This is a genomic window from Saccharopolyspora taberi (assembly GCF_039534165.1).
Lineage (GTDB): Bacteria > Actinomycetota > Actinomycetes > Mycobacteriales > Pseudonocardiaceae > Saccharopolyspora_D > Saccharopolyspora_D taberi.
On sequence record NZ_BAAAUX010000011.1, the window covers coordinates 620,075 to 632,054 of the forward strand.

Consider the following 11,980-nt stretch of genomic DNA (forward strand, 5'->3'; position numbering starts at 1 on the left):
CCTTCGGATCGATGAACATCACCTGTCTGAGCGGTGACGCACCGAATAGTCGGAGCGAGACACGTCACTTGTCAAGGCGGTGACGGTTTCAGCCGTGCAAAGAACCCCGCCACATGGACGACGCCACGGGGGCCGGCGTTGGTCGGGAGACGACTCAGGAGGCGGCCGCAGCGTCGGTGCGGCGTTTGCGAGCCCGGTAGGCGGCGGCCTTGACGCGGTTGCCGCACTCGTCCATGCCACACCAGGTACGGCGGGCTCCGCGGGAACGATCGAGATAGATGCGGGTACAGGCGGGGCGGCCGCATTCCTTCATGTGAGCCTCGCGGTCGGCGAGGACGGTGACGGCGTCGCGGGCCAGTTCGGCCAGGACGGCGTCGATGTTGCCGGTCCGACGGGTTCCGGTGTCGCTGAGCTGCACAGTCAGGCCCGCGCCTTGGGCGAGGCCGTTGACGAGGTCGAGAGCTCGGCGGTCGAACCCGCGCTCGGCGAGCCGGTCGGTGGCGAGCTGGTAGACGGCTTCGCGCAGGCTGATGGCCTGCCGGAACGCGTCCTGAGTGACGCTGACGTCGCCGGGCAGGTCGGCGGAGGCGTCGAGCCAGCGCTCCAGGTCGGCCGGTCCGGTCAGCAGCTCTTCCGGTTCGGTCCGACGCCACTTCAGCGTGCCCGCCAGATCCAGTGCCGCACTGCCGCTCACGAACGCGAATCTCACGTCACCATCTTGACAGGTGACGCCGAGTCGCGCAAACTACGTCACCGTCTGAACTGGTGACGATTGGAGTGGCATGCTCAGCCGCGAGGACTACCTCTACTTCACCGATCGCGCGCTCGACGGGATGGCCGCCATCGTGGTCGAGCTCGGCGACGAGCGCGCGAACCGGGCCGCCTACCCTGGCGCGAACTCGCCGTACGCGCTGCTGCACCACTGCCTGTGCGTGATCGAGACCTGGGTCGGCGGGTTCGTCCGCGGCCGTCCGATCGACCGCGACCGCGACGCCGAGTTCACCGCCACCGGCCCGGTCGAGCTGCTCGTCGAGCGTTGCGCGACCGTGCGCGCCCAGATGCACACCGACGTCGCGAACGCGCACCCCGAGCAGTTCCTGCTCCAAGAGCCCCCTGCGGACTTCCTCGGCCCGCCCACCCGCCTCACCCAGGGCGGCGCGCTGCAGCACGTGTTCGAAGAACTCGCCCAGCACCACGGGCAGATGGAGACCCTGCGCGACGTCCTCGCCGCCGCGCCCGTCCGGCCGCTGGAGACCGCATGAGTACCCCACCCCGTCCTGAGCTCGACCCGACCCGGCTACGAGCCGGCCACGGAGCCAAGTGGACCGCCGTCGACGCCGACGTCCTACCTGCCTGGGTCGCCGACATGGACATCGGCATCCCCGAACCCGTCCGCGCCCGCATGCGCGAGACCATCGAACGTCAGGACCTCGGCTACCCCTACTGGCCCGGCGGCGACCCCGTCGTCGACGCGTTCACCGACCGCATGCGGTCCCGCTACGGATGGCACCCCCGCGAGGGCCGCACCCGCGTGTTCAGCGACCTGATCCAGATCCTGCAGATCGTCATCGAACACACCACCGAGCCCGGCGACCCCATCGCCCTGCACGTGCCGAACTACCCACCGTTCCTCGCCGCGATCCACCGCGCACGACGCCGGATCGTGCCGCTACCCCTCGACCGCGCCTCCGGCGGCTGGGAACTCGACCTCGACCGACACCACGCCGTCTTCGCCACCGAACGGCCTCGGCTGTTCGTGCTGGTCAACCCGCACAACCCGACCGGGCACACGTTCAGCGCCTCCGAGCTGCGTGGGCTGGCAGACATCGCGACCGACCACCACATCCCCGTTCTGGCCGATGAGATCCACGCCGACCTCACCTACCTACCGCACCGGCACATCCCCTTCGCCGGCCTCGACCCGGCTGTGGAGGACCTGACCATCACCGCGACGTCGGCGACGAAGGCGTTCAACCTCGCCGGCACCCGGTGCGCGGTCGCTCACCTCGGCTACGCACCCACCGCCGACGCTCTCGACCGCGCCCCGCTGGACTACTTCGGCACCCCCAGCGTCCTCAGTCGCATCGCCACCGTCGCCGCCTGGCGCGAATCCCACGACTGGCACCACGCCACCACCGACCTGCTCACCCGCAACCGTGACCGCGTCACCGCCTGGACCCGCGCCCACCCTGAGCTCGGCTACCTCCCCCCAGAGGCGACCTACCTCGCCTGGATCGACTTCACCCGCGCAGGCCTCGGACCCGACCCCGCGGCCGCGCTGCTCCGGCGCGCACGCGTGTACCTCAACCCCGGTGCCGAATTCACTGAGCACACCGAACTGACCAGCTCGACCTACGCACGACTCAACTTCGCCACCACTACCGCGAACCTCGAACAAATCCTGGACCGACTCGACAGCGCACTGTCAAAGAGTTGAAGCGACCGAAGGGTGACTGACATGGGTAAGTGGACGGATCGGCTGGCGGAGATCGGCACTCACACCGGCGTTGTGCAGCAGGTCGCCCAACACGAACACCGCGACCCAGCCGAGCGCGATGTAGACGGGGACACCGACCCAGCGCGGCGCATGCGGCCAGGCGAGCTTGAGTACCACCCCGGCGAGGGCACCTCCCCAGACCACGGTGAGCACGACGGTGCCGACGGCCGGCGGCAGGGCCAGCATCGCGAATGGCGTGTAGGTACCCGCGATCAACAGGAAGATCATCGAGTGGTCGAGGCGGCGCATCCATGTACGCGCACCGGTCGAGACCCAGGTCTTGAGGTGGTAGAGGGCACTGACTCCGAACAGGCCCAGCACCGTGGCCACATAGATCGCGATCCCGGCCGTGGCTGCGGCCGGGCGCGAACCCGCAGCCACCACGATCAACGCCGCACCCGCTGCGAGGAACAGAACCAGCGACCCCAGGTGGATCCAGCCCCGCAGCTTCGGCTTGACAAGCGCGGCGGGTCGGCGGGAAGTGAGCACGCGAGTCACGGCCCGAGCACAAATAAGCCAGGCCAGGTCGGCGGCGTGGTGTTGACCACCACCCACGCGAAGTGCAGGACGTCTCGGGCGAGGGCGGCAGCGTGCTGCCGCGCGTGCTAGGCCGGGTTGGGGTCGAACGGCGTGCGCAACCGGCGCATTCCGGCATCGCTGTGGTCAGCGATCGGGTGGTGCTGCTCGGGGATGACCCGGGTGTGTTCGGGTTCGGCGAACTGGACCGGACTCACCGTGCTCGGAGGGCGGGCGGACCCACCGGCAGCCGGTTCCCGTCGGGAGAACCGATCGGGGGCCGGCAGATCGCGATGCTGGCGGCGCGGGCGGTGCAGTGATGTTGATGTGGTGATGGCATTCCTTCCTTGTCCCGTGGCCGATCCAGGATCGGTGCGGGCGGTGTGCGGGTGCGGCGAGGCGGGGTTGATGCGCTCGCCGAAAGCACCGGTGGCTCCCCACCCGAGCGGGTGAGGAGCCACCGGAGAAACAGAGAGGGTACTCAGACCGCGCGCACGAGGTCGGCCTGCGGACCCTTGGGGCCCTGGCTGACCTCGTAGGTGACCTGCTGGTCCTCGTCCAGGCTGCGGAACCCGCCGCCGTCAATCGCCGAGTAGTGCACGAACACGTCCGGCCCGCCACCGTCGGGGGCGATGAAGCCGAAGCCCTTTTCAGCGTTGAACCACTTCACGGTTCCGTTAGTCATGCGTGTCTCCTCCTGGGAGCTGGGGTATGACGGGCGCCCACATCGTGCGGAGGCCCGGGCCGGGGATCTCAGACGGCGCCTAACTCCAGCTGCGACCAAAGAAAGAAGCTCGCCCGCATCAACATCCTGCGAGCATGCGCAAAACACGAACCCAGAAACAACGACCGCCACTGACCCTACACGCCACCCGGCCGCCGTCAACCCGGACGCCGCGACGATCAACCAGGTGTGTACGCCAGGGCCCGGCTCGGCGGGTCCGGTGAGTGGGTCTTCGAGGCTGATGATCCGACATGCGGCGACGACCGGGGGTGCCCGGTCGCCGCCCGGGCACGGCTGGCCCGCCGCGGCTGACGGCGGGATTAACGGCGACGTCTGCGCTCCGGGCAGACAGGGATGATCAGCCCGTCTCCGTCGCGGACCGCGAGAGATCGTACGAGGGCAGGGGTGGCTTTTCTACGGCAGCGACCGCAGAAAAGCCGCCTCGAACACTCGGGGGCGTCGGCTACGTCGCTGCGCCACCAGTTGCTGTTGCTCGGCGGCGCACGAGCACCTTGCACCGTCGAACGGAGGTGCACGTCCTCGATGCCGCGCTGATGTCGGCGGCTCACGGCCCGGCACGGGCGGCACCCGGGGTCCCGTCCCGAGCCGCATGAAGTGAACATGCCGGAAACCCGCAGGTGAGCAAAGCTACGTCGCCTGATCGATGAAATCTACGATCGCTGGAGTAGACATTCCCCGCTGAGTGTGTGTAATCTTCTGCTCGTCGCAAGAGAGAGAACATCAAGTGGCACGGGAGATGACGAACTACCCGTGAGCAAGTGCAAGACGGTCAGACGAGCCGGGGCCGATCAGTAGAAGGGGCTCCGGCAGGTGACCAAGGACAGTCGGCAAGACACGACCGGTACATGCAAGAAGACCGGGGCCGACAGTCGCGCACGGATAGGTAAGTCAGGAAACAGAGGAGAAGGGAAGGGTTACACACCATCGGATCGCCTGCCTCCGGCTGAGTGTCGCCGGGCGGGTACCGCAGTCCCATCGGATTGGAAGGTGGTCTTCGGTTACGCGAACGCGATCCCCGCAGTCTCCGCCTCTAGTGCGGAACACGCGGACACAGAAGGCCGATCTCACGGTCGGCTGATGGAAGTGAAACCCACAACCCTGGGGCCCCGGTGCCACATGCACCGGGGCCCCTCATGATGCGGAGGCGCCGATGACCCCAGAGACCCACGACCCGCAGACCGCGGACGAGAAGTTCGACGACGAGGACTACCCCGCCTACACCATGGGCCGCGCCGCCGAGATGCTCGGCACCACCCCGGCGTTCCTACGCAGCCTGGACGAGGCACAACTGATCGAGCCGCAGCGCTCCTCCGGCGGGCACCGCCGCTACTCCCGCTCCCAGCTGCGCCTGGCCGCTCGCGTCCGGGAACTGGTCGACCAGGGCACCGGTCTCGACGCCGCCTGCCGCATCGTCACCCTGGAAGACCAACTCCAGGAAGCCCGAAACCTCAACGATCCGACGCCACCGTGACGATCCCTTTGCCGAAGTGGTAGCAACTGAGCTGCGGTGACGGCCACCGGCGCCATGCTGCGGGAAGCATCGACAGGTCCAGGACGTGCGCGTCGAGACCGCGCAGATGGCGTAGCTTGCCCAGTTCGGCGCGGATCGACGTCGACGACGCGATGGTCATTCCGGGGTACAGCCACGTCAACCGCGAGGTCGTCACCCCGGGCTCGACCACCAGCAACCCGTCCATCTCGCTGCGCCGTTGGTCGGTGAGCAGGTGCTCGACGCGCTCGTAGACCTCGGCCACCGCCTTCTGCCGGACCGCGGCGATGCGCTCCAGCAACGTGATCATCCGGGCGGATCACCTGCGACGAGCTCAAATCGACACCATGCCCGTTGAACTCCATTGAGAGTCGAAAACTCCGCCCCCGCACGAGACTCCTTCCCTACACTCTGCCGCCACGGCGGATCATAGGAAGATGGTCAGGCACGTTCTTCAAAGCCTCTTGACCAGGACGAGCTAGGCTTGCGTTCGGCCTACGGAGGGCTGCTCAGGCCGCTCGCGCCGAGATGATCTCTGCCCAAACGAAGGTTGCGAGTCCGTCATCGGCTCTCACCGTGACGGCGTCGGGGTCCATCACCGATATCCCGATTCCCGTCAGCCGTTGGATGCTCTCAGCAAAGGCGGGATGCTGGGCCAGGGCTTCCTGGGTAAGTCCCAGTGCCTCGCGTCGAGCGGCGACGGAGCCCCGTCGTGTCGCCATCGTCCCTCTCCTGGCCACAGGAGCACCCACCATACCGGCAGGGCATCTGACGTGATCAGCAGTTGTCGGAGCAAGCGAACCGACTTTGCAGTGCTGCCCCAATCAGGTGAACATGCTGGGGCACGTCAGTCCTGTTCTCGCAGTTCAACACGCCTGACGCCTCATTCCCGCCCTATTGCCGCCTTACGGCCGCTCTCGACTCAAACGACTACGCACAGTTAGCTGTGGCGGCTGTGTCGAGGCGCCAATCGCTTCTCGACACAGCGGTGATGCCGTGTTCGAGTACCGAATCCCCCTGAGAAGGTCGTCGCGTGAACACACTCCAAGACATGAACGCCGGCACGGCTGGCGAGGATGCTGAGGCTGCCGCGCTGCGTGAGGCGATGGTGGCCGAGTTGCGCAAGTTGGAAGTCATCCGCAGCGACGCGGTTGCCCGTGCGGTCGGGGTGGTGCCTCGGCACGTGTTCGCACCCGGAGAACCGCTGAAGCGTTCCTACGCCGCCAAGACCATCCTGCAGACCAAGCGGGACGAGCACGGTGTGCCGATCAGCATGATCTCCGCGGCGGATATCCAAGCCATGATGCTCGAACAAGCCCAGCTCGCCCCCGGGATGCGGGTCCTGGAGATCGGGTCTGGCGGATACAACGCCCCGCTGATCGCCGAGCTGGTCGGCGACACGGGTCAGGTGACCACGGTCGACATCGATTCTGATGTCATCGAGCGCACCCGTCGCTACCTGGACACGGCAGGGTACAACCAGGTTCAGGCGGTGGTCGCCGACGCAGCTGAGGGCGTGGCATCCAATGCACCGTACGACTGCATCATCGCCACGACCAGCGCATGGGACATTCCCCCGGCCTGGACCGATCAGCTTGCCGAAGGCGGCCGGCTCGTCGTCCCGCTCCGGATGCGGGGGCTGACCCGCTCGGTGGTCTTCTAGCGCGATGGGGACCGGCTGGTGAGCACGGGTTACGAGCTGTGCAGCTTCGTACCGATGCAGGGTGCTGCTTCCTCGGAAGAGCACCGGATTGCGCATGATCTTCTTCAGTTCGCTCCGGGTCCGCTCGCTCGCACTCGTAGCTGCGGCCAGCGCGTTCTCGGAAGGTGTCAGGGCCGTCTGTGCGGCTACGAACTCCCGCTCCGCGGCGCGAATCGACTCCTCGTCCCAAGTCTCGCGGAGGCGCGGCCACTCGCGATCGAGGATTCGAGCTGGTCGCGCTGCGACTCCAACCGAGCCCGGGCTTCCTCCGCGGTGCGGGCGGCGGTGTCGAGCTGCGGTGTGAGCTCGCCGAGCTGCCGCCTCAGCTCCCATCGCCGAGCCAATGTCCGCCCCAGCCGGCCGAGACCGGAGCGCAGGGACAGCTCCTTCTGCTCCGCCTGGATCCGCGCTCGGCGGTCGATCAGGATCGAAACGTTTTCCTGTGCCCGTCTTGCGGCGTATTGGCGAGCACGCAGAGTCTTCTCGGCGTTCGCTGCGGCGTTCAGGTGCTCGCGAGCCCGCTCGCTATGACGAAGCTGTTCCTTGGCTCGCTCAAGACGACGGCGGTTGCGTTCGTCTTTGGCCTCGGCGACCGCAGCTTCGTCTACCGACAGCTGCTCTCGCAGGCTCTCGGCACGCCTGTCGCGCTCGATCCGTTCCAACGCATCGCGGAAGGCATCAGGATCGAAGGTTCCGAGAACCTCGTCCAGGACCTCGAGCCGCTCCAGCACCGCCGAGCTGGAAAGCCGCACGAGCTGAGCCTCGACTTCGGCGCGTTCGTCGGTGATCCGCCGCATTCGGTCGGCAACGATCCTGCGCAGCGCGACCCGGTCGTCCATCGCTATCTGCGGCATCTGCGGGGTTCCGACGCGCAGGAACTCTCCCTGCACCCTGGTGCCCAGTTTCAGCGCGGCATGCAGAGCGTTGTCGACGGCCACGTTCGTGCCCGACACCAACAGCACGCGTTTGCCGTCGTTGGCGAGGTCGTCGATGGCGCGACTCAGCACGGTGGTCTTGCCGGTGCCTGGTGGACCCCACACGAGGTGCAGTCCCTTGCTGATGCAGGCGTAGTACGCCAGGGCCTGTGCGCCGGAGAGCCCGCCGAGACCATCGGCCCCGGCGGGCAGACTGCTGACCCGCCCTGCAGCGAGCTGGTCCGCCAATCCCGGATCCGCGAAGTTTTTCAGTGCCTTCAGCTGACTTTGGACCAGGAACCCGGCGGGGCGCTGGGTTCCCCACAGGTGCATGTCGTATTCAGGCGCGTGCATGCCCACCTGCACGCGGAGGGCTTCCTGCTCTTCGACTGCCGTGATGACCCGATAGGACGGCCCGGTGTTGTCTTCCGAAGCCAGCCGAAGATCGGTGAACTCATCGATGCGGAGCGACCGGTTACGAGTCGGAATCCGGTACCAGCCCGGCTCGGTGCGGTAGGCGTCCCCGAGCCGTTTCCTGGTGTCCGCAGTGGTTCGGGTTTGGTCCGGAAGCAGCCGAGACACTGTCTCGATCACTTCTTCGCGCCACCCCACGCACCCCTCCAACGACCAAGAGCACTGTCCGTGTGCATCATGGCGCATGCAGTGATACCTGTGGGGTAGGCCGAGCAGGCGACACCTACAGCCGCCATCTACCGGTAGCCGACGAGTTCGGCGGACCTGTCCCCCACTCGACCTCGACAACCGTAGCGCCAGGCTCCCGGCCGGAAGCCATCGAGTTGGTCAAGCCGTAGACCTTCGCCAATCGCTGCTCTCGATCTGCGAGCAACGGGATGCACAACTGCGGCTTCCCGAGGCCGGCGGACCGTTCGAGCGCGACGACCCGAACCACCAATCTCTGATGATCATGTTCAGTGCACCGTCTCAGGGGAAGTGCTCAGGGGCCGGCATCGGGTCGTGACCGCGATGCGCGCCCAGACCCACGTCCCCGGCCGCCAGTGGGACCGCCGATTGCAACGCTTGGAACCAGGCCTCTCGGCACCACACTTGCGCTAGATGTTCATCGACGCCCAGCAGAGCATGAAACCTCGCCGCGATCGCCAGAACGCTCAATGACCGGCATATTCTGTGCCCATCCGGCCTCGAACGAAGCCGACCATCCAGCCCAACCCGCTGATGAGACGATCGAGCAAGGCGTTCCGCTACCGTGCTCGACTGCTGCGGGATCTTGCGCTGATGCCTCTCAGCGTCGCTAGCAATCTGTCTGAAGCGCGTTATGATTGTCCGCCTCGCGATTCGCGCGTTCGGAGTCGCTGTCGTTCCAGCAGCGATACCACTCGACTGCCGCGTGGATAAGCACTCGCGTTGTCCGGCACGGATTGTGCACTCCCGGGAGACCGGGCTGTGACGGTGCGGAACAGATCAACCGGCACGCGACACTGTGCGACCAGTTGCGCCTCGTCGATGCCTTCCTGAGCCAGCAACTCCACGGCGCGCGGGAGCAGTGAGGGCTGCTCGATGGTACTGATCAAGCCGGGCTCGCTCCGCCGCCAGCCTCGGGTCGAAATGGTCGTCATGGCGTTGCGATAAGACACGTCACTGAGTCGCCCAAGCGAGCGCGCGCGGTATAGCAAGGCCTGCATACTGACGCCCCACTGTTCTTTCAGACGTGCCAGGGTTTGCCAGACGTTGCCGCCCATGGTGGCCGGCAGCAGGTCGCGGATCTGCTCGGCCGGCATCAGCAGCTCAGCTGCGAAGCGGTGCGCCTGGTCCTCCACAACCCGGCCGCCCGGCTCGGCATCGCTGTGCATGACCAAGTGCCCCAGCTCGTGCGCCACGTCGAAGCGCTGGCGGTAGTAGTCCCGCTTGATCGGATTGAGGACCACGACAGAACGCAACCGGCTATCGAAGGAATAGGCGTCCACCGATGCCGCCTGCTCCGGGCTGAAGACCACCAGCACGCCGTGGTTCTCCAGCAGCCGGACAAGATGGCCAGCCGGCCCGGGCTCAATTCCCCACTGCTGTCGGACGAGCTGCGCCGCGCGCTCCGGTCCGTCACCGTCGCGGTCGTCAACGGCCACCGGCAGGCTCGGCACGTCGGATGGTGGGAACTCGACGTGCTTCTCCAGGCTGGTCGCGATGTCCACGGCCACCTGCCCATAGGCGAAGGCCTGGTCGCGGGCGAGCTGGCTCGTGGAGCGCAGCGACCGGAAGTGCGGCGGGGTGCTGAGCGCGGCCACGTCATCCGGACGGATGGCGAAGAAACCTGGCTCGATCGACAGGCTCAGCGCCAGCTGGGCCACCGTGGCGGCGGTGGGTCGCTTGGCCCCGGACTCCCACGCAGCCACGGCGGTCGGGCTTTTTTCTACCGTGGCGGCCAACTCGCTCTTACGTAGACCCGCGAGGTGGCGGGCCAGGGTCAGACGGGCTCCGTCGAAGAGGGCGGCGACGTCGGCTGCCCGGTCGGTTGTCGGCGTACGAGATTTCACCGCTCACCACTAGCACGATCGCCACGATCCTCTTCGGACCGGCGGCGCAAACGGACCGGCGCGTCCGGCACCGTGCTCGGCCCCGTCGGCAGCGGCGTATCGCCCTGTCGACGTCCCCCAGCCACAGGTGGGGTGCCCAGAAGATCGTGCCGCCAATGCCAGGCCTGACCACCACCGGAGTTCAGCCGGGCACGGCCGAGAACCAGCTCGACCTGCTGGCTGATCGGGTCAAGGCTATGGGCGACGACAAACGTCACCAACCCCAGTTCGTTCGCAGCGGTCGCCGCGAACTCCAGCCCGCCGACCTCCTCGTCAGCAAAGTCTTCGAAGAGCGACGGTTGCGGCGGCTCGGGATTGCGCTGGCCAGCCACCTGCTGCTTCGTCGGGCTCTTCTGAGGCCAAGGTATCCGGTCCAGCTTGCCGAACACGCACGAGGCCAACAGGAACCGATGATGACCATGGGCCCAGCCGGGGCTGCCGTTGAGATTGGAGCGGCGGACCAGGCCGGGTGCCAGCCGCGGCATGGTCTCGATGTCGCGCTCGGACAGCTCGGCGTACAGCAGGTCGAGATCAGAGTCATCGTCGCCGGAATGAACGGCGTAGCGCTCACAGGCAAAGACTCGATCCAGCCGGTTGCGGAAGTAGGTGAACCTGGTGTTGCCCAGCCACGCTGCATCGTGGCCATCGGCCTCGGAGTAGGCCTCCAACGACCGGGCGGTCGCCGAAAGGTACGCCCAGCGCACGCCGGCCAGAACCCCGGCATCCTCGAACTCCGCGATCACGTCCTGCTGTTCGCTCACGACCCTGAATTTACACCATAGCCAGTAATTGCCGCGTCAAAATGAACCAGTCTGGCATGTCCCGCGCGCAGACAACACCATCGAACACGGATGCAGGGGAGGCGGCTGCCGAGGCGCAACGGGTTGCTGGAGCCGAAGCCCGGTCGCTGACCCGGCAGCGTCAATCTCTCCGCAGTCGAGGCGATCAGCGGCAACAACGGCATGATCTACCTTCCTGCCCTGATCAGCGACGCCTGGCGCACCGACCCTGTGACGGTCGCCGAGGCTGTGTGCCCGGTCATCGACGACGCCGCGGGGCCAGCTATAGGACCCGGGATCGCTGACGCGCTCGGCGACGACAACGAGCATCAAGCCGACACGATCACGACCGCGCTCACCGCCCTCCTGTCCAGCCAGCAGGCGCCCGCGTTTGGTCAACTTCGCACCGGGCCACGTACCACCGTGCCCGCTCGCCGATCCACGCTCACCCCAGCTGGTGCTCCCGCGCGGATCACCAACCCACACACCAAGGAGCCCCGCAAAGACCACCCAGGCGGGCGGCGTAGATCCACTCCCACCGCGCGACCCCATTTCGCCCCAGTCGGAACGGATCCTCCCAAAATCCTCCCAAAAATCGGAGGCGGGCCCGCGCGGGCGATCACCGCAAGATCCACCCCGGAACGCCAAACAGCCCGCTGACCTGCGCTTTCGCGCATGATCAGCGGGCTGTTGCGACCGTCGGGACGGCGGGATTCGAACCCACGACCCCTTGACCCCCAGTCAAGTGCGCTACCAAGCTGCGCCACGTCCCGGTCTGCACCCTCCGTGGGG

The 11,980-nt window shown here is 67.0% G+C and carries 12 protein-coding genes and 1 tRNA gene; 5 read left to right on the plus strand and 8 right to left on the minus strand.

Annotated features, from left to right (window positions below; translation table 11 throughout):
* Positions 1–154: 154 nt before the first annotated feature.
* Complete coding sequence (locus tag ABD691_RS11930; protein ID WP_344679642.1) at positions 155–709, minus strand: CGNR zinc finger domain-containing protein; 555 nt, start codon at positions 707–709, stop codon at positions 155–157.
* 73 nt (positions 710–782) lie between these two features.
* Between ABD691_RS11930 and ABD691_RS11935 the strand changes: the two genes are divergently transcribed.
* Together ABD691_RS11935 and ABD691_RS11940 are read left to right on the plus strand one after the other, a co-directional pair.
* Positions 783–1,262 (plus strand): DinB family protein, encoded by a 480-nt coding sequence (locus ABD691_RS11935; RefSeq protein ID WP_344679643.1) that lies wholly within the window; start codon positions 783–785, stop codon positions 1,260–1,262.
* Positions 1,259–2,437 carry a MalY/PatB family protein gene (locus ABD691_RS11940; protein ID WP_344679644.1) on the plus strand — a complete coding sequence of 393 codons (1,179 nt, stop codon included), beginning with the start codon at positions 1,259–1,261 and terminating at the stop codon, positions 2,435–2,437. The genes ABD691_RS11935 and ABD691_RS11940 overlap by 4 nt, the downstream gene beginning before the upstream one ends.
* On the opposite strand, the gene trhA is transcribed toward ABD691_RS11940, so the two are convergent.
* Entirely contained in the window at positions 2,426–2,995 is a 570-nt protein-coding gene (trhA, locus tag ABD691_RS11945; RefSeq protein ID WP_344679645.1) for a PAQR family membrane homeostasis protein TrhA, read from the minus strand. The genes ABD691_RS11940 and trhA overlap by 12 nt on opposite strands.
* Before the next feature lie 62 nt (positions 2,996–3,057).
* Between trhA and ABD691_RS11950 the strand changes: the two genes are divergently transcribed.
* A complete protein-coding gene (locus ABD691_RS11950; RefSeq protein ID WP_344679646.1) occupies positions 3,058–3,333 on the plus strand; it encodes a hypothetical protein in 276 nt (91 codons plus the stop codon).
* Between the two features lie 161 nt (positions 3,334–3,494).
* Here the strand turns inward: ABD691_RS11950 and ABD691_RS11955 are convergent, their stop codons facing one another.
* Positions 3,495–3,698 (minus strand): cold-shock protein, encoded by a 204-nt coding sequence (locus ABD691_RS11955; protein ID WP_344679647.1) that lies wholly within the window; start codon positions 3,696–3,698, stop codon positions 3,495–3,497.
* Between the two features lie 1,210 nt (positions 3,699–4,908).
* Between ABD691_RS11955 and ABD691_RS11960 the strand changes: the two genes are divergently transcribed.
* The gene (locus ABD691_RS11960; protein ID WP_344679648.1) at positions 4,909–5,229 is read left to right on the plus strand and encodes a MerR family transcriptional regulator; all 321 of its coding nucleotides are present in this window, start codon (positions 4,909–4,911) and stop codon (positions 5,227–5,229) included.
* On the opposite strand, the gene ABD691_RS11965 is transcribed toward ABD691_RS11960, so the two are convergent.
* Positions 5,207–5,557 (minus strand): hypothetical protein, encoded by a 351-nt coding sequence (locus ABD691_RS11965; RefSeq protein ID WP_344679649.1) that lies wholly within the window; start codon positions 5,555–5,557, stop codon positions 5,207–5,209. The genes ABD691_RS11960 and ABD691_RS11965 overlap by 23 nt on opposite strands.
* 741 nt (positions 5,558–6,298) lie before the next feature.
* Between ABD691_RS11965 and ABD691_RS11970 the strand changes: the two genes are divergently transcribed.
* Positions 6,299–6,910: a methyltransferase domain-containing protein gene (locus ABD691_RS11970; protein ID WP_344679650.1), complete on the plus strand. Its 612-nt coding sequence runs from the start codon at positions 6,299–6,301 to the stop codon at positions 6,908–6,910.
* Between the two features lie 185 nt (positions 6,911–7,095).
* Here the strand turns inward: ABD691_RS11970 and ABD691_RS11975 are convergent, their stop codons facing one another.
* The 4 genes from ABD691_RS11975 to ABD691_RS11990 form a co-directional block, all read right to left on the minus strand.
* The gene (locus ABD691_RS11975) at positions 7,096–8,475 is read right to left on the minus strand and encodes an AAA domain-containing protein (RefSeq protein ID WP_344679651.1); all 1,380 of its coding nucleotides are present in this window, start codon (positions 8,473–8,475) and stop codon (positions 7,096–7,098) included.
* Between the two features lie 680 nt (positions 8,476–9,155).
* Positions 9,156–10,370: a helix-turn-helix domain-containing protein gene (locus ABD691_RS11980; RefSeq protein WP_344679652.1), complete on the minus strand. Its 1,215-nt coding sequence runs from the start codon at positions 10,368–10,370 to the stop codon at positions 9,156–9,158.
* On the minus strand, positions 10,367–11,170 hold the full coding sequence (locus ABD691_RS11985; RefSeq protein ID WP_344679653.1) for a hypothetical protein: 804 nt from the start codon (positions 11,168–11,170) through the stop codon (positions 10,367–10,369). Before ABD691_RS11985 ends, ABD691_RS11980 begins: the two co-directional genes overlap by 4 nt.
* Before the next feature lie 717 nt (positions 11,171–11,887).
* Positions 11,888–11,961, minus strand: a tRNA-Pro gene (locus ABD691_RS11990).
* Positions 11,962–11,980: the final 19 nt, after the last annotated feature.

Excerpts from the sequence above, each read along its gene's own strand:
- ABD691_RS11935 (WP_344679643.1), top strand. The coding sequence starts at position 783 with ATGCTCAGCCGCGAGGACTACCTCTACTTCACCGATCGCGCGCTCGAC.
- ABD691_RS11970 (WP_344679650.1), top strand. The coding sequence starts at position 6,299 with ATGAACGCCGGCACGGCTGGCGAGGATGCTGAGGCTGCCGCGCTGCGT.
- ABD691_RS11940 (WP_344679644.1), top strand. The coding sequence starts at position 1,259 with ATGAGTACCCCACCCCGTCCTGAGCTCGACCCGACCCGGCTACGAGCC.
- ABD691_RS11955 (WP_344679647.1), bottom strand. The coding sequence starts at position 3,698 with ATGACTAACGGAACCGTGAAGTGGTTCAACGCTGAAAAGGGCTTCGGC.
- ABD691_RS11960 (WP_344679648.1), top strand. The coding sequence starts at position 4,909 with ATGACCCCAGAGACCCACGACCCGCAGACCGCGGACGAGAAGTTCGAC.
- ABD691_RS11965 (WP_344679649.1), bottom strand. The coding sequence starts at position 5,557 with ATGATCACGTTGCTGGAGCGCATCGCCGCGGTCCGGCAGAAGGCGGTG.